Origin of the sequence: Ligilactobacillus animalis KCTC 3501 = DSM 20602 (genome assembly GCF_001434535.1) — a bacterium.
Taxonomy (GTDB): domain Bacteria; phylum Bacillota; class Bacilli; order Lactobacillales; family Lactobacillaceae; genus Ligilactobacillus; species Ligilactobacillus animalis.
Genome location: NZ_AYYW01000037.1, coordinates 12,120 through 29,465 on the forward strand (window position 1 = coordinate 12,120; position 17,346 = coordinate 29,465).

Annotated in this window: 15 protein-coding genes and 1 riboswitch; of the genes, 10 read left to right on the forward strand and 5 right to left on the reverse strand. The window is 40.0% G+C overall.

From position 1 onward, the window contains the following. Nucleotide 1: 1 nt before the first annotated feature. Both FC30_RS06540 and FC30_RS06545 read right to left on the reverse strand, forming a co-directional pair. Entirely contained in the window at nt 2-748 is a 747-nt protein-coding gene (locus FC30_RS06540) for an amino acid ABC transporter ATP-binding protein (protein ID WP_010690248.1), read from the reverse strand. Nucleotides 749-760: 12 nt separating this feature from the next. Then, on the reverse strand, nt 761-1,459 hold the full coding sequence (locus tag FC30_RS06545; protein ID WP_010690249.1) for an amino acid ABC transporter permease: 699 nt from the start codon (nt 1,457-1,459) through the stop codon (nt 761-763). Nucleotides 1,460-1,669: 210 nt separating this feature from the next. Here FC30_RS06545 and FC30_RS06550 point away from each other — a divergent pair, with 210 nt between their 5' ends. The 7 genes from FC30_RS06550 to FC30_RS06580 all read left to right on the forward strand — a co-directional run bounded on the left by FC30_RS06550 (nt 1,670) and on the right by FC30_RS06580 (nt 7,294). Further along, a complete protein-coding gene (locus FC30_RS06550) occupies nt 1,670-2,086 on the forward strand; it encodes a helix-turn-helix domain-containing protein (protein ID WP_010690250.1) in 417 nt (138 codons plus the stop codon). Continuing rightward, nucleotides 2,073-2,915, forward strand: coding sequence for a YitT family protein (locus FC30_RS06555; protein ID WP_010690252.1), 843 nt, complete (start codon nt 2,073-2,075; stop codon nt 2,913-2,915). The genes FC30_RS06550 and FC30_RS06555 overlap by 14 nt, the downstream gene beginning before the upstream one ends. Before the next feature lie 393 nt (nt 2,916-3,308). Continuing rightward, nucleotides 3,309-4,682: a Na+/H+ antiporter NhaC gene (nhaC, locus tag FC30_RS06560; protein ID WP_010690253.1), complete on the forward strand. Its 1,374-nt coding sequence runs from the start codon at nt 3,309-3,311 to the stop codon at nt 4,680-4,682. Between the two features lie 84 nt (nt 4,683-4,766). Beyond that, nucleotides 4,767-5,495 carry a TerC family protein gene (locus FC30_RS06565; RefSeq protein ID WP_010690255.1) on the forward strand — a complete coding sequence of 243 codons (729 nt, stop codon included), beginning with the start codon at nt 4,767-4,769 and terminating at the stop codon, nt 5,493-5,495. Nucleotides 5,496-5,506: 11 nt separating this feature from the next. Next, complete coding sequence (locus FC30_RS06570) at nt 5,507-6,031, forward strand: GNAT family N-acetyltransferase (protein ID WP_010690257.1); 525 nt, start codon at nt 5,507-5,509, stop codon at nt 6,029-6,031. A gap of 21 nt (nt 6,032-6,052) precedes the next feature. Then, complete coding sequence (trxA, locus tag FC30_RS06575) at nt 6,053-6,364, forward strand: thioredoxin (RefSeq protein ID WP_010690258.1); 312 nt, start codon at nt 6,053-6,055, stop codon at nt 6,362-6,364. 81 nt (nt 6,365-6,445) lie between these two features. Further along, the gene (locus FC30_RS06580) at nt 6,446-7,294 is read left to right on the forward strand and encodes a DegV family protein (RefSeq protein WP_010690259.1); all 849 of its coding nucleotides are present in this window, start codon (nt 6,446-6,448) and stop codon (nt 7,292-7,294) included. 106 nt (nt 7,295-7,400) lie between these two features. On the opposite strand, the gene FC30_RS06585 is transcribed toward FC30_RS06580, so the two are convergent. From FC30_RS06585 to FC30_RS06595, 3 genes are read right to left on the reverse strand one after another with little or no spacing between them, the layout of a single operon-like run. Further along, nucleotides 7,401-8,165: a 3-oxoacyl-ACP reductase gene (locus tag FC30_RS06585; protein WP_010690260.1), complete on the reverse strand. Its 765-nt coding sequence runs from the start codon at nt 8,163-8,165 to the stop codon at nt 7,401-7,403. Next, nucleotides 8,165-8,392, reverse strand: a complete 228-nt coding sequence (locus FC30_RS06590; protein ID WP_010690261.1) for a DUF2829 domain-containing protein — start codon at nt 8,390-8,392, stop codon at nt 8,165-8,167. The genes FC30_RS06585 and FC30_RS06590 overlap by 1 nt, the downstream gene beginning before the upstream one ends. Before the next feature lie 14 nt (nt 8,393-8,406). Beyond that, complete coding sequence (locus FC30_RS06595; RefSeq protein ID WP_010690262.1) at nt 8,407-8,895, reverse strand: QueT transporter family protein; 489 nt, start codon at nt 8,893-8,895, stop codon at nt 8,407-8,409. A 6-nt stretch (nt 8,896-8,901) separates the two neighbouring features. Then, nucleotides 8,902-8,949: riboswitch (PreQ1 riboswitch) on the reverse strand. Nucleotides 8,950-9,083: 134 nt separating this feature from the next. Between FC30_RS06595 and FC30_RS06600 the strand changes: the two genes are divergently transcribed. From FC30_RS06600 to FC30_RS09540, 3 genes are all read left to right on the forward strand, one after another. Then, nucleotides 9,084-11,399 carry a GH25 family lysozyme gene (locus FC30_RS06600; protein ID WP_010690263.1) on the forward strand — a complete coding sequence of 772 codons (2,316 nt, stop codon included), beginning with the start codon at nt 9,084-9,086 and terminating at the stop codon, nt 11,397-11,399. A gap of 16 nt (nt 11,400-11,415) precedes the next feature. Next, nucleotides 11,416-16,371, forward strand: coding sequence for a glycoside hydrolase family 70 protein (locus tag FC30_RS09355; protein ID WP_010690264.1), 4,956 nt, complete (start codon nt 11,416-11,418; stop codon nt 16,369-16,371). 160 nt (nt 16,372-16,531) lie between these two features. Further along, on the forward strand, nt 16,532-17,346 hold an 815-nt coding region (locus FC30_RS09540), incomplete at its 3' end, for a KxYKxGKxW signal peptide domain-containing protein (protein ID WP_167541657.1).

Genomic DNA, 17,346 nt, shown 5'->3' on the forward strand with positions numbered 1-17,346 from the left:
GTTAATTCAAGTTATCTAAAGTCATAGCACTGATGAATTCTTTGATCCGCAGATCATTTGAGTTGAAGAAATCATCTTTTGACCCTGAGAAATTGATCTGTCCGTCTTCGATAAAGAGAATTTTATCGGCAACGTGACGCGCAAATTCCAAGTTATGAGTCACGATGATCAGTGATTGTTTTTCGTTCGCTAATTCTAAGAGCACTTTTAAAACTTCGAGTTCCAACTCAGGATCAAGCGCGCTAGTTGGCTCGTCTAAGAGAATATAACGCGGGCGCATCGCCAGTGAACGGGCGATCGCAACGCGTTGAGCTTGACCACCTGAGAGTTGGTTAGGATAGGCATCGGCTTTTTGTTTGAGTCCGACTTTATCCAATAGTTCCAAGGCGCGTTTTTTAGCAGTTTGTTTATCTTCTTTTAAGACATGAACTGGTCCTTCCATGACGTTTTTTAAGACCGTCAAATGGGGAAAGAGGTTGTAGTCTTGAAAGACCATTTCTGTTTTTTGGCGGACTGCTAAGGTTTCTTTTTTTGTGATCTTTTTGGCAAAATCAAGCTCGATCCCATCACAATCATAGGTTCCACTCTCAGGGCGTTCAAGTAAGTTCAACGAACGTAAGAGTGTCGATTTGCCCGAGCCAGAGGGACCCACTAAGACCGTTGTTTCGTGGTCGTTAAATGCAGTTGTGATATCTTTGAGCGCAGTTTGTGTGCCAAAAGTTTTAGTTACATTTTTAAGTCTCAACATAATTATGCCTCCCTATACTTGGGGCTTGAGGTAACGGGTCGTCACCTTTTCAAGCCAACTTTGAACAAACGATAATATCGTACATAAAATCGCGTATAGAGCGGCCACCGTACAGTACATTACTAAAGGTTGGTAGTTTTCGGCTGCGATCTGTTGACTGACTTCAAACATTTCAACGATCGTGATCGTCGAAGCTAGTGAAGTGTCTTTGACTAAGCCGATAAAACTATTTGACAGCGGCGGTAACGAGACGCGCGCTGCTTGCGGAATGATGATCCTAAAGAGCGTCTGGAAGCGTGTCATCCCGATCGCTTGGGCTGCCTCCCATTGCCCCTTAGGAATCGATTCGATGGCTGCTCGGATCGTTTCGGAGGCATAAGCGCCAGTATTTAACGTAAAGACGATAATACCTGCCGTAAATGGTTCGAGCTTGATCCCGTCAGGAAAGACGCCTTTGATCGTCAAATATGGAAGTCCGAAGTAGACGATAAATAATTGAACGATCAAAGGTGTGCTACGGAAAAGCCACACATAGAATCTAAAAATTGCTTTGATAATCAAAAATGGACCTTTAGTCTGTGAAATACGGATCAAAGCCGTGATCAAAGCCAACACGAGCCCTAGGGCAAACGAGATGACTGCGAGCGGGATCGTATATTTGATCCCTGCGCTGATCAGTTCCGGCAATGATGACCAAACTGTGTGCCACATTTTATCCACCACCTTTAAAATTAATGTACTTTTAGTAAGTTAAGACCACTTAATTGTACGTGGTTTAAACTAAATAAGCAATAGTAAAAGCTTAATTACTCAAAATAAGTTATTTTTGGTAAAAAAGATAACGATTGATCTGTTCCCTCTTCCCCGATAAGCTCAAATTAATGTTAAAATTAAGGTAACTAAACAAAAGTGGGTGATCAGATGTTTCCAGAAAGACTACGGGCCTTAAGACTAGGGGCGGGGCTATCGTTAAGTGAATTAGCACAAGCACTGAACCAAATGGAGGTCTCATATAGCAAACGCAACAAAACGATTTCACAGATCGGAAAATGGGAGCGAGGCACGACCACACCATCTTATCTGGAAGTTTTGCAGTTAGCAGAATATTTCCAGGTGTCACTAGATTATTTAAGTGGGCGTTCTTACGACAATTATGATCTCAATGAGTTATTTGCTTCCAATGCGCAATTATCATTTCAACAACAGAAGCTGACAGCGAAGACACGTGGTGAGATCTATGCCTTGATCAAAGGTTATTTGAATCAGCCAACTGCTACAAAGCAAACGACTGAAGAGATCAGCTTAGATTTAGGGTGGGACCACAGTGAACATAAATAGAACTATTATAAAAAATATTGCTTTAAATTTTATTGGCGCGCTCATCTATGCGTTAGCGATCAATTCCTTTTTGATCCCAAGCAAATTAGGTGAAGGTGGCGTGACGGGGTTGATGACGATCTTTTATTACTGGATCGGATTTCCGCCAGCACTGACGAACTTGATCTTAAATGGGATTTTATTATTTGTGGGCTGGAAGATGTTGAGTAAACAGACAGTGTTATATACGATCGTGGCGATCGCTAGTATCTCGTTTTGGCTCAAACTCACCAGTCAGATCCAGTTCAAACTCCATGATCCCCTTGTGGCAGCGATCATTGGTGGTGTTTTGATGGGGATCGCAATGGGCATCATCATGAAAGGTGAAGGCACCACGGCGGGCAGTACGATCTTAGCTAAGATCATGAATAAATACTTTGGGATCAAGACCGGTTCAGCGATGCTCGGTTTTGATCTGATGGTGGCGATCCCGTCATTTGTCTTGATCGGTTTTGAAAATATGCTCCTGACGATCATCGAATTGTATATTTCAGCAGTAGTTCTAAATAAAATGTTAGAAGCATTTATTGCGAAACGGGCTTTTACGATCATTTCAGATAAGAGTGAAACGATCGCCCAGGCGTTATCAAACCTCAACCAAACAGGGATCACATTACTGGATGGGCATGGTTATGTCAGTGGGCAGCCTAAAAAGATCATCTATTGTGTTTGTGAAGCTAAGTTGCAAGTCAAAGTCATGGATAAGATCGCACAGATCGATCCGACCGCTTTTGTGGTCTTAGACGAGGTCAGAAGCGCTTATGGCAACAACTTAATTAAATTATTATAAAAATTAGTTGACATTGCTCTAATATGTTTGTATTATGAATAGCAACAGAAGTCGTAGAAGTAGTCCTATCATCTGGGAGTCAGAAAGCTGGCGGTCGATGCGAGCCAGTCAGGGTGGTAGGTACCAAATATAGACGACGTGATTCTGAACGGCAGACCGGACCGTTATCGCACCGGTGAAAGTGAAGTGAGTTTTATTACTCACTTAAGCTGGGTGGTACCACGGTTTATTTAAGTCGTCCCTTTTTTAGTTAAAAGGGGCGACTTTTTTTGTGGTCAGTCAAGAATTTAGGAGGGAAATTTATGCACAAATGCGGTGGACTTTTGCGCTATTTACATAACGAGAGGAACTTAAGGTAACGGAGATAATTTTAGATTCGGGGGAATAATTAGGATGAAAAAGATAAATTTTGGAGAAGCAATTATTATTTTAGTTTTGATGTTAGCCATTTTAGGGACAGGGGTCATCGGATTTGGTCTCTCGCCCCAATTGCCAGTTTTATTTGTGGTCGCTTTGCTTATCGCATGGGCTAAGGTCAAAAAAGCAACTTGGGATGAAGTACATGATGGGATCACGGAAGGTATCACGACGGCGATCATTCCGATCTTTATCTTCTTGTTGATCGGGACTTTGATCGCAGTTTGGATCAAGGCGGGTATCATTCCAGCCTTGATGGTCTTTGGTTTTAATAGCTTGAGTGTTAAATTTTTTGTACCATCAGCCTTTATCGTTTGTTCGTTGGTCGGGTTATCGATCGGAAGTGGTTTTACCACGATCTCAACGGTCGGGATCGCGATCTTAGGTATGGGAATGACGATGGGCTTGAATCCAGCTTTAGTAGCGGGTGCGATCTTATCAGGTGCGATCTTTGGCGATAAGATGTCACCGTTGTCTGATTCGACCAACTTAGCTTCAGCGGTGGCTGGATCTGAACTTTTTGCCCATATTAAAAATATGATGTGGACAACGATCCCAGCATTTTTGATCTCTTTAGTTGGCTTTTTAGCACTCGGACATGCCAGCAAAGCACCAGATATGACCCGGGTCAATGAAACGATCAATATTTTAAATCAACATTTTACGATCAATTGGTGGGCTAGTTTACCGATCATCTTGATGTTTGTCTGTGCTTGGTGCAAGATCCCAGCGATCCCGACCTTGTTTATCAATATTTTTGTTTCAACGGTGATGATCTTTATCAATGATCCGCATTTTACGATCAAACAATTAGCTAGTTTGGTAGAGACCGGTTTTGTGGCCCAAACCAAAAATGCCGACGTGAACGCCCTGTTGACTCGGGGTGGGATCTCCAACATGATGGGAACAGTTTCTTTGATCATCATGACATTGGCTTTAGGTGGACTTTTGATGAAATTTGGGATCGTCGCCGCTGCGATGGATCCATTAGCTAAGAAATTAAATACACCGGGTAAATTGGTTACCGTGACGATCTGTTCTGGGATCGCGATCAACTTATTTGTCGGGGAACAATACCTCTCTGTGATCTTGCCAGGTCGTGCGTTTAAGGGCGCGTTTGAACGTTTGAAACTCGATCCGTTGAGCTTGAGTCGGGTCTTAGAAGATGGCGGGAGCGTCATCAACTACTTGATCCCATGGGGCGTAGCTGGTTCATTTGCAGCTTCGACATTAGGCGTCTCAGTTTTAGCTTTCTTACCATTTACCTTCTTTAGTTTATTGTGTCCAGTATTTTCGATCTTAAGTGGGATCTCTGGTATTGGGTTGAAATGGCAAAAAAAGTCGGCATAGAAGTTAATTGATTTTACAAAATTTTTCGCGATGTGCTAGGATAAAAGACGGAGAACAAATTAATAGAGAAAGCGAAGAGAAAAAGTGGATATCTTAACTAAATTATATGGTCCTTTTTTTGATGTAAACAACTGGAAGACAGTGATCGAATCCGGTGAAGACTGGATGATCATTTTCTCCTTAGTTTTGATCGAATGTCTATTGTCCGTCGATAATGCGATCGTGTTAGCTGCCCAGACCCAAAAGTTGCCCGATAAAAAGCAACAAGAAAAATCACTTTTCTATGGTCTTTGGGGCGCCTACATCTTCCGCTTTGCTCTGATCGGGGTCGGCTCTTATCTGATCCACTTCTGGGAGATCAAAGTATTGGGTGCAGGTTACCTGATGTATCTGTCGCTCAACCACTTTTATCGGATGAAGTATCCTGAGCGTGCTAAGCGGAAAAAGGGTAAAAAACGCAAACCGATCTTGCCGTTGTTTTGGTCCGTCGTGATCTCGATCGAATTGATGGATATCGTTTTTTCGATCGACTCGATCTTAGCTTCGTTGGCGATCTCGCCTAATCCAGTCATCGTCTTGATCGGTGGCTTGATCGGGATCTTATGTATGCGGGGGATCGCAGAAGTTATCATGCGTCTGATCGATATCGTGCCTGAACTTGAAGTGATGGCATACTTTTTGATCGGTCTGATCGCGATCAAGTTATTCTTAACGATCCCAATGATCGATATCGAGATCCCGGCTGCGGCCTTTGGGATCGTAGTCTTGGCCTCGGTCGTGGTGACTTTGGTCGTTCATAAAGTTAGAAATTAAGAGGAAGTTTCATGTTATTACAGCGGTTAGATTTTTTATTGCCGTACACAGTCAAACGATTGACCCCAGCTGATGTAGATGAGATCTTAGCTTTACAGGCTAAACATTCAGAATATCATCAGCATTATCAAACAAATCCAGTGACTAAAGAAGATATTTTAGCTGAATTAGAAACATTGCCGCCAAAAGCTTTACCAGAGCAAAAGTTTTATCTAGGTTTTTATGCTCAAGACGAGTTAGTGGTGCTGGTAGATCTGGTCTTAGATCATCCGCAAGCTAATTGCGCCTGGTTAGGGCTAGTGATGACCGAAAAGACAAAGTTGCGTCAGCACTATGCCACTAAAGTTTTGACGGCACTCAGATCCGCGTTGAAGCGTGAAGGCTACAAAGAGTTAATGACTTCATCAGCCTTGTCAGATGTAAATGCGCAAGCCTTTTTGAATGCGCAGGGGTTTGAACAAGGAATGGTGACGGCAGTGTATGATCCTAAATTAGGCCATGATATCCAAGTCGTTCTTCGAGGGATCGAGTTATAATTAGATATTTGGGGTGATGATTTGAACGCAGAGACATTTGCACAAAAAACAGCCAAGGGTCTGGTCTTAGTTGATTTTTATGCCGACTGGTGTGGGCCTTGTAAGTTACTTGAGCCGGTATTAAAGACTTTGGAGCAAGAATTTGGTGAGCAGATCAAATTTGTCAAAGTCGACGTCCAACAAGACCAGGAGCTGGCGGTGGCTAATAATGTGATGAGTATTCCAACGATGCTATTATTCGTCGATGGAGTTGCAAAAGAAAAATTGACTGGTTACAAACATTTGGCGGATATGCGTCAATATTTGACCAGTAAGCTTGAACAATATAGTTAGATCAAAGAGGCTACAAAAACTTGTAGCCTCTTTTGTGATAGAATAATAGTAATTACTTTTTACAATAGGTGTCTTAATAAAATGAAAATAGCGATTTTAACGGATAGCTCAGCTGTGATCGATGCTGATGCTGCCGCGAATTTAGATGTAAAAATATTAGCTTTACCGTTACTTTTGGGACAAAAAGTATACTATGAAGGTCAAGATCTCCGTGATGGCGAGCTTTTTGACCTCGTAAATGACTCTAAAGAAACACTAAATATTGCTTCAGTCTCGCGGGAAACGCTCGCCCAACAGATGCAAACCTTAGCTGATGCTGGCTATACAGATGTGATCTGCATCTATTTAGCTAACGGGATCAATGCTTTAGATGAAAATTTACGAGCATACGCTAAAGCGGAAGTGCGCGCTTTGAATGTGCACCTGTTTGATTCACATACAACAGGCTTAGCGCAGGCAAAACTAGTGCGTCAAGCGGCCGAACTAGTCAAAGCCGGTGAAAATGTCACCCAGATCTTAGCTGAGTTAAGTGTAATGCGTGATAAGACGCAGACCATCGTGATCGATGATATTCGTAATTTACGTAAAACTGGTTATGTCTCAAATGGAACTCCGGTCGTTGGCAATGCTTTATTACACTTAAAGACGCTACTGGAATTTACAGATGATGGTAAATTAGCAGTCTTGGATACGAGTGTTCGGATGAAAAGGGCATATCATAAGGTGCTCGAACAGATCAATAGTAGTGGACAAGTAGTGACCGATCTCATGTTGATGTGTGATGAAGCTTCAGCTGAAACGGCCAATAAATGGCTACAAAAATTTCAAGTTGATCTTCCAGAAACAAAACTCGAGATCACACGGCTCAAACCCTCGATCAGGGCGCATGTGGGTGAAAAGAGCCTTTTAGTCAGTTGGATCTATGCTTAAGAATAATGAGGGCCCACCACGATCAAGCTATCGTGGTGGGCCCTTGTTTGTATTATGAGCTAGTTTTTTGCAAGAAAAAAGTCCCTGACACTAAGGGACTTAAAAGTTATTTACCAACGCTCCAGCCACCATCGATCTGCATGACTGAACCGTGGATATAATCAGCGGCTGGACTGGCTAAAAAGAGGCTCAGTTCAGCCACTTCACTGGGGTCAGCCCACCGTTTAGCGGGTGTGTTTTGGGCGACTTCTTTGGCCATGGTGGCGTCGCCTGCAAAATCGGCTTGATTCATCGGGGTCTTGATCGCACCTGGAGCAAGACAGTTGACCCGAATACCCTTGGCGGCGTAGTCAAAAGATAATTGCTTGGTATAACCGATGATCGCGTGTTTGCTGGCGGTGTAAGCTGCTCCGCCTCCACCTGCGATCAAACCGGCGATCGAAGCCATATTGACGATCACGCCATGTTTTTGAGCTAACATGGTCGGTAAGAGCGCGTTGGTCAATAAAAAGATACTCTTTAGATTCGTATCAAAGATGTTATCCCAAAGCTCTTCGGTCGTTTCTAAACTAGGTGTATAAGCATCTAAGATCCCAGCTGTATTGAGTAAGATATCTACTTGCGTGGTATGCTCTAAGACAAATGCCACTAGCTGTTTGATATCAGAACTTTTACGCACATCACAGGGATGAAAGTAAAAGTTAGATGGATAAGCTTGCTTAAGGGCCATAAGTTCAGCGTTTTCAACTAGATCGGTCCCAAAAAAGGTCACACCTTGTGCTAGAAAGGCGCGGGCTTGTGCTAAGCCGATCCCAGAAGCCACGCCAGTTCCAACGACGACTTGCCCAGCTAATTGAGGATAATTTGTCATTAGTCCACCAATTCCCAGTCAGTTGCTAAAACATCGCATGAAGTTGGCATGAATTGTGAAAGTGCTGGTTCTTCTTTAGTTTTGATCATGAGATAAGGGTTGATCTTTTCGCCGTTTAAAGTGTCATCCTTAACGACGAAGATATATTCTTCACTTCCGCCCCAACCAACAGTTCGGACGGCTTTTCGGCCAGCTTTTAAAGCCGGTAAAACTTCTTCAAATGTCATCTTAAAATACCTCGTTATTCTGTTAGATCAATTGCTTTGCTTAAGAAATAGACTAAAATTGCACCGAGAGTCATCGAAATAAATTCGCCGATCCCGACAGAAAGATAAGTTGCCCAAAATGGTAAGCCACTTACATAGTGTAACTCTAAGGCTACGCTCCAAGACATCAGTGTGCATATAATGACACAGATCGTCAACTTAAGTGGTACTGATCTGACGTTGCGTGTCGCCCAGTAGCTGAGCGAAGTCATCACCAAAGTCCCTAAAGTACCAAAGATCACATCGATGATCCCTAGGGGCGATTGAAGGTTGGCGATCGCACAGCCCAAAGTTACCGCCCAGATATAACGCTTATTAAAAATGCTCAAATTATTGAACAATTCTGAAAAGCGCAGTTGGACAGCACCAAAGCTCAATGGGTTGATCAAAGTAAAGGCAACATATAAAGCTGCGACCATCCCAGCCTTAGCCAGCTGGACGGTCCGAGTATGTGTTTTTGTCATAAAATGTCTCTCCTAGTTTTTTATTACGGTGGGATGGTTGCGAACCACCAATGTATTAGTATAGGTAGAAATTATGAAAAATGCAAACTTTGATATGTAAAATTCAATGTCTTACTGCTATAATAAAGAATTGTTTAAAAGTGTTTATTTTTATTAAAGGATTTTGATTTTCTGAAAGGGTGACAGAAATGGATTACAGGCGCAAAAAGAAGGCTTTAGCCAGCTATCGTAAGATGAATAAGCGTAAAATTTGGCTAGCCTCTGGTATGACAATGATGGCGATCTCAACAGGGATGTATGCAACACAGAACGTTAAAGCTGATCAGGTAAGCGTTGAAGCACAAAATACACAACAAGTAGTCACTGATAAGGATAGTAGTAACGTATCAAATGAACAAAATGATCAGACAACTGTTCAACTAGACCAACAAGTCTCTGAACAAAAAGATGTGCAAAATGAAAGTTCCAGCACAAGTGATCAAGCAAAAGTTGATTTGAATGATACAGCTCAAGAAGATAATACCAATGCTACTGATCAGGCACAGAATAAAGATGAGTTGTCGACAGAAGATGTAGTCGATGATACCAATGCTACTCAAGAATTGCAATTGACAACTGATGAGAAACAAGCCAATGAAAATGTGGCTGAAAATGCACAAGCACAACAACTTCAAGTTAATAAAGTTGCAACTAAAATGCAAACACCAGATGCTATATACATAGGAGATAGTCAATATACTCGTGGGGATGCCATTGATGTGGCCTCATACCAATCTTGGCTAAATCAAGATGATTTCAATAAATTAAAGCAATTAGGTATCAAAGCTGTTGTTGTTAAACTAACTGAAGGCCAAAGCTATGTAAATCCTGCAGCTACTAAGCAAATAAATTATGCTAAGAATGCAGGCTTAACAGTGTCTATCTACCATTATGCGAGATTTAATGATGCTGCTACAGGTTATGCTGAAGGACGACATGTAGTAAATACGATGGAAAATCTAGGTTTAGGTCAAGATACATTGGTCTTTGCTGATATGGAAGACCATAGTACTTATAGTAATGACGTGCGTGGTAATTTGAATAGCTTTTGGAATGCTTTAACAGCAGCTGGATTCAATAACCGTGGTGTTTATACCGGTGGAGGCTATCCATATTATGAAGCTGCGATCGCAACTGTTGGTCGAGCAAAGACTTGGTGGTCACAATATCCATTTGTACCAACTAATAATGGTTATTATGAACAGGAATGGCGGAACTTAGGATATGGTGCTTGGCAATTTTCATCAACTGCTTACTTACCAGGACGAGAGAATATGGGGGCTTTAGACCTTTCGATCGACTTCAATGGTTTGTTCTCAAAATCAGATACAGCTGAAAAACCTGTCACCCAACAAGTTTTTAAAGACGGACATTGGTATTTATTTGATCAAGTTACAGGTGCTATGCAATATGGCTTCCAAAGCTTAAGTCCATATGGTCAAGATAAGACAGTTTATTACGCCAATAACGGTCAGATGCAATATGGTCAACAAAAGATCGATGGGTACTGGTATAATTTTGATGTTGTTGATGGTGCGATGAAGACGGGACTTGTACAGATCCCAGAGCAAAATAAAACAGTTTATTATGCAAATAATGGTCGAATGCAGTATGGCTGGCAATGGGTAAATAATGCCACACGTTATTTTGATACATTCAATGGTGCAATGGTCACTGGTCAGCAAAAGATCAATGGTCACTGGTACTTATTTGACAATAGTGGCGCAATGCAACGTGGCTTCCAAAATCTCAAAGCTTACGGCGATGATAAGACAGTCTACTACAACCAAGATGGCTGGATGTTGTATGGCTGGCAAGGGATCGATAATGTTCCATATTATTTTGATACGTTCAATGGTGCAATGATGACTGGTGAGCGCTACATTAACGGTCACTGGTATTTGTTCAATGATAAAGGTCAAATGCAACGTGGTTTCCAAAAGGTAATGGAAAATGGCAAAGAAAAGACCGTTTACTATAACTATGATGGTTGGCGCCTTTATGGTTGGCAAGGGATCGATAATGTTCCATATTATTTTGATAAATCAACTGGTGCAATGATGACTGGCGAACGTTATCTCAATGGACATTGGTATTTGTTCAATGATAAAGGTCAAATGCAACGTGGCTTCCAAAAAGTAATGGAAAATGGCAAAGAGAAGACTGTTTACTACAACTATGATGGCTGGATGCTCTACGGTTGGCAGGGTATCAATGATGTTCCATACTATTTTGATACATTCAATGGCGCAATGATGACTGGCGAACGTTACATCAATGGACATTGGTATTTGTTCAACGACAAAGGTCAAATGCAACGTGGTTTCCAAAAAGTAATGGAAAATGGGAAAGAAAAAACAGTTTACTATAACTATGATGGTTGGATGCTCTATGGTTGGCAAACGATCAATGGTAAACGTTATTACTTTGATACCTTTAATGGCGCGTTATTAAAAGAAGAATAGGAGTATATGAATAAAAATGTTTGAGAAAAAATTACACTACAAGATGTATAAAGCTGGTAAACATTGGGTATTTGCAGCAATTGCAGTGGGAATTTTTGGATTTGCTAGTACGACTAGTGCTTTAGCAGATGAGACGAGTAGTAGCAATGAGACCCAAACAGAACAAACGTTAAATACTGACGAATCAACTGATACTACAACAGATGTTTCTAATGAAGCGAAAGCAACTGAAGCGCAACTTACTACACAAGATGCAGATATGGCTTCTAGTGAAGAAAAAACAACTAATGTTGAAAAAGAAGTAACAACAGCTGAGACAAATAAGGATACAACTGTTAAAAATGTGGAATCTTCCGAACAGAATACAACAACAGTTGCGGATAAAAATGCTGTAGACAGCACAGCACAAGTTAACACCGCTGAAAAGGAAAATAAATATACACAAGAAAATGTAAATGGAAATTGGTACCTAAAAGATGAACAAGGAAATTATTTAACTGGTTTCCAAGAGATAAAAGACCAAAATAAGACGGTTTATTATAATCCAGATAGCAAGCAAATGGTCTACGGCCAACAAAATATCAATGGAAATTGGTATTTATTTGATACCTTCAATGGTGCAATGCAAACTGGTCTGCAATATATTCGTGATCAAAAGAAACTAGCCTACTACAATGAGCAAGGTCAAATGCAGTATGGTACAGTTGAGATCGATGGGCAAAAATACCAAGCTGATACTTTTAACGGTGCTATTAAGGGTAAAGGCCAAACGAAGATCGCTGATAATTGGTACTTATTCAATAATGCTGGACAAGTAGTAGATGGATGGCAATGGATCAATGACCAAGGAAAGACAGTCTATTACAGTACCAAAACTGCACAAATGGTCCATGGCCAACAAAATATCAATGGACATTGGTATCTATTTGATAAAACTACTGGTGCAATGCAACGTGGTTTCCAAAACTTAAAAGCTTACGGTGACGATAAGACAGTTTACTATAACCAAGATGGCTGGATGCTTTATGGTCAACAAAAGATCGATAATAAATGGTATAATTTTGACACCTTTAATGGTGCAATGAAGACCGGCTTCGTTAAGATCCCGGAACAAAATAAGACAGTCTATTATGCTCCAAATGGTCAAATGCAATATGGCTGGCAATGGGTAGACAATGCAACTCGTTACTTTGATACCTTCAATGGCGCAATGGCTACCGGACAAAAACTTATTACTGGACATTGGTATTTATTTGACAATAACGGTGCAATGCAACGTGGCTTCCAAAATCTCAAAAACTACGGGGATAATAAGACGGTTTATTATAACCAAGATGGTTGGATGCTCTATGGCTGGCAATGGGTAAATAATGCAACTCGTTACTTTGATACGTTCAATGGTGCAATGACTACGGGGCAAAAGAAGATCAATGATCATTGGTATCTATTTGATAAAGATGGTGCAATGCAACGTGGCATTCAATATATTCCAGAAGAGAATAAATTAGTTTACTATAATCAAGATGGTTGGATGCTTTACGGTAAACAAAATATCAATGGAGTAGATCATAATTTCAACACTTTCAATGGTGCTTTAGAAGCTAAGGGACAAGTGAAGGTTGGAAATAACTGGTATCTATTTAATAATTCTGGAACTATCCAAACTGGTTTCCAAGACCTTAAAGCATATGGTCAAGATAAAGTTGTCTACTATGATCCTAAAACAGCAGCTATGGTTTATGGCTATCAAAATATTGATGGTAACTGGTACCTATTTAGTCGTGCTAATGGTAGTATGCAACGAGGCCTCCAAAACGTTAATGGTGTTGACTTGTTATTTGACGAAAAAACAGGTGCTTTATTGACAGGGGTCCAAAATATCAAGGGCAATAACTACTTTGTTGATAAGAGATCAGGGAATATCAAAAAGAATTTGGTAGTTCTTGGTGCTGATAATAAATGGATGTACTTCGATGCCAAGACTGGTAAGGGGACAAATACCCTAGAAGACCAATATAAAAAAGGTGTCGTTAGCGGTAATGTAGAGTTTATCACTAATAATGCAGCGTATTCATTTGATGGTAATAGCTTTGAAAATATCAATGGCTTTTTAACAGCTGATAGCTGGTATCGTCCAAAATCTATCTTGAAAGATGGTAGTACTTGGACAGCTACGACAGAAACTGATCTACGCCCTCTCTTGATGACGTGGTGGCCAAATGAGCAGATCAAGGCTAATTATCTAAACTATATGAAAGATAAGGGCTTTATCAATAACTCAGGCACATATAATGCTGAAAGTGATCCTAACTATATGGATTTTGCGGCTCAAGAAGCTCAAAGAAATATCGAACGTAAAATTACTAAAGAAAACGATACAACATGGCTAAGAGATCTGATCACTGATTTTATCAAGACACAAGATATCTGGAATGAGCAAAGTGAAGGGGTAAGTACTGAAGGTTTGCAAAAATTCCAGGGTGGATTCTTGAAATATGTTAATAGTGAACTAACACCATATGCTAACTCTGAATGGCGTAAGTTAGGATATCAACCAACAATGTTGACACAAAATAATGTTGGGGCAGAGTTCTTGTTAGCTAATGATATCGATAACTCTAATCCAGTCGTTCAAGCAGAACAATTGAACTGGTTACACTTCTTGATGAATTTTGGTACGATCACGGCCAATGACCCTAGCGCTAACTTTGATGGGATCCGTATTGATGCGGTAGATAATGTTGATGCAAGTTTATTGAGTATCGCTGGTGATTACTTCAAGGCTGCCTATAAAGTGGGGCAAAATGATGCAACAGCTAATAAACATATCTCCATTTTAGAAGACTGGAATGATAAGGATCCTGAGTATGTAAATTCTATTGGTAATCCACAGTTAACAATGGATGATTACATCGTGCAACAACTTAAGTTTTCTCTAGGTCAAGCACCAGATAAAGTTGATAGAATGCAACGTTTCAAAGAATGGTATTTAGTGGATCGTTCAAAAGATAATACTGAGAACACGGCTATCCCTAACTATTCATTTGTTCGTGCACATGATGCATCGGTCCAAGAAGATATCTTGCAGTTGATCCAAGATACAACTGGGAAACCATGGGGCGTATATACAAATGAAGAGTTACAACAAGGTCTAAAAGATTATATGGCTGATCAAAAGTTGACCAATAAGAAGTATAATCGCTACAATATTCCAAGTTCTTACGCTATTCTTTTGACAAATAAAGATACTATTCCACGTGTGTACTATGGTGATCTTTATTCTGATGCTGGTAAATATATGGCAGAAAAATCGATCTACTTTGATGCGATCGATAACCTATTGAAGACGCGTACTAAGTATGTTGCTGGTGGTCAAACATTAGATGTAGACGGCCATGATATTTTAACTAGTGTTCGTTTTGGTAAAGGTGCCTTAAATGTAACTGATAAGGGAACAAGTGAAACTCGGACTCAAGGTATGGGGTTGATCATTAGTAACAATAACAGCCTTAAACTAAATGATGGTGAAAAAGTTGTTCTACACATGGGAGCTGCACACAAAAATCAAGCATATCGTGCGGTAATGTTATCTTCTGCAAATGGTTTGATCAACTATACATCTGATGCAAATGCGCCAGTTGTTTATACTAATAATGATGGTGATTTGATCTTTACAAATAAAGATGTTGTTACAAATGGTAAAGTTCAGGCTAATACTGCAATTAAAGGTGTCATGAATCCGTATGTGTCTGGCTATTTGGCTATGTGGGTCCCTGTCGGTGCCAGTGCAACTCAAGATGCACGGACAGCAGCATCAACTAAGACGACAACGGATGGTTCAGTATTCCATTCTAATGCAGCGCTTGACTCAAATCTGATTTATGAAGGTTTCTCAAACTTCCAAGCCTTCCCAGAAAATGCAAGTGAGAATGCGAATGCTATTATTGCTCAAAATGTTGACCTGTTCAATAGTTGGGGAGTTACTAGCTTCCAGTTAGCACCGCAATATGTATCTAGTCATGACGGCTCATTCTTGGATTCGATCATTGATAATGGTTATGCCTTCACTGATCGTTATGATCTTGCAATGAGTAAGAATAATAAGTACGGTTCTTATCAAGATCTAGTCAATGTATTAAAAGCTCTACACGCTGGTGGGATCCAAGTGATCGCTGACTGGGTCCCAGATCAGATCTATAGCTTACCTGGTAAGGAAGTTGTATCGGTCGTACGATCTGATGAATTTGGGAATAAAGTTGACGGTACTCAAATCGATAATACTTTATATGTTGTTAATACTATTGGTGGTGGACAATACCAAAAAGAATATGGCGGTCGCTATCTTGAAGAATTAAAACAAAAGTATCCAGAACTATTTAAGACAAAGCAACCTTCAACCGGGGTAACTATCGATCCTAGTGAAAAGATCACTGAATGGTCAGCTAAGTATCTAAATGGGACTAATATCTTGCATCGCGGTGCAGAATTTGTATTACGTGATGGTGCTACTTACTTTAGGGTAGCTGAAACAAGTGAAGTATTCTTGCCTAGTCAATTACGTGGTAAGATCACTAAGAATGGTTTCTGGAAAAATGATGCTGGAAAAGTTAACTATTATAACAGTGAAGGCGAAATTATGAAGAATGCCTTTGTTAAAGATGGTAAAAATAACTGGTATTACTTCGACAACGATGGAAATATGGTAACCAATACTGCTTTGACGATCGATAGTGATGCTCAAGTAGCAGATTACTATTTCTTGAATAATGGTATTTCTTTACGTGATGGCTTTGTTCAATTAGCTAATGGTGATATTTATTACTATGATGTTAATGGGCGTAAGTTGAAGAATGGTAAAGTAACAGTCAATAACGTCGAATATACTACTGACAAAAATGGTAAGGTCGTAGGCGAAAACGTTTTGAAGAAGTTGGATGAGATCATTACAACTGGAAAAACAACTTTAATTTAAAGTTAAGAAAAATAACCTAAAAGTTGGATGCAACTTTTAGGTTATTTTTTTATATATTTTGCATGTAAAATATTTCTTGTTTTTATGGTTATTATCAGTATAATTTTATGTGTTGTGTATTTTTATTAGTAGCAATAAATCGATAGAACGGAGAGAAATAATGGATAATTTTGAAGTGAAGAAGCACTACAAAATGTATAAAGCAGGAAAAAACTGGGTAGTAGCTCCGCTGATCACTGTAGGGGTAGTTACTGGGATCGCAATGGGAACATCGCTATCTATGGCTGATGAAGTTAGTGTAAACAATGAAAATGCTAACGTGGTTCAATCAGAAAAAAGCTTAAATTTTGATAATAATTCAATTTCTAATGAAGATGAAACGTTAAAAAATAATGATGATAACGATAATAAAGAAGTTGAAAAAACAGATGAAACAAAAGATGTCAATAATGATGAAAATATAACAAATGAAACGGTAGCACAAAACGATACCTCGGCGGAACGAGCTGTTATTGATAATGTAACCGATAAAGTTACTGGAGAACAAAAAATAGATGATCATTGGTACTTATTCAATGATCGAGGTGAAATGCAACAGGGGCTTCAAGATCTACGCCCATATGGATCTGAAAAGCATGCATATTACAATGAAGCTGGGCAAATGCAATACGGTTGGCAACGAGTAAACAATGAAGCACATTACTTTGACACATATGATGGAGCAATGGCTGTTGGTGAAAAGAAGATCAATGATCATTGGTATCTTTTCGATAAAGATGGAAATATGCAACGCGGCATCCAAGATCTACGCCCATATGGATCTGAAAAGCATACATATTACAATGAAGACGGTTGGATGCAATACGGTTGGCAACGAGTAAACAATGAAGCGCATTACTTTGATACATATGATGGAGCAATGGCTGTCGGTGAAAAGAAGATCAATGATCATTGGTATCTTTTCGATAAAGATGG

Bases quoted from the DNA above. Each gene is read 5' to 3' on its own strand.
- FC30_RS06585 (WP_010690260.1), bottom strand. From the start codon at position 8,165: ATGACAAATTATCCTCAATTAGCTGGGCAAGTCGTCGTTGGAACTGGC.
- FC30_RS06595 (WP_010690262.1), bottom strand. From the start codon at position 8,895: ATGACAAAAACACATACTCGGACCGTCCAGCTGGCTAAGGCTGGGATG.
- FC30_RS06580 (WP_010690259.1), top strand. From the start codon at position 6,446: ATGAAAATAGCGATTTTAACGGATAGCTCAGCTGTGATCGATGCTGAT.
- nhaC (WP_010690253.1), top strand. From the start codon at position 3,309: ATGAAAAAGATAAATTTTGGAGAAGCAATTATTATTTTAGTTTTGATG.
- FC30_RS06545 (WP_010690249.1), bottom strand. From the start codon at position 1,459: ATGTGGCACACAGTTTGGTCATCATTGCCGGAACTGATCAGCGCAGGG.
- FC30_RS06550 (WP_010690250.1), top strand. From the start codon at position 1,670: ATGTTTCCAGAAAGACTACGGGCCTTAAGACTAGGGGCGGGGCTATCG.
- FC30_RS09355 (WP_010690264.1), top strand. From the start codon at position 11,416: ATGTTTGAGAAAAAATTACACTACAAGATGTATAAAGCTGGTAAACAT.
- FC30_RS06540 (WP_010690248.1), bottom strand. From the start codon at position 748: ATGTTGAGACTTAAAAATGTAACTAAAACTTTTGGCACACAAACTGCG.
- FC30_RS06600 (WP_010690263.1), top strand. From the start codon at position 9,084: ATGGATTACAGGCGCAAAAAGAAGGCTTTAGCCAGCTATCGTAAGATG.
- FC30_RS06590 (WP_010690261.1), bottom strand. From the start codon at position 8,392: ATGACATTTGAAGAAGTTTTACCGGCTTTAAAAGCTGGCCGAAAAGCC.
- FC30_RS06570 (WP_010690257.1), top strand. From the start codon at position 5,507: ATGTTATTACAGCGGTTAGATTTTTTATTGCCGTACACAGTCAAACGA.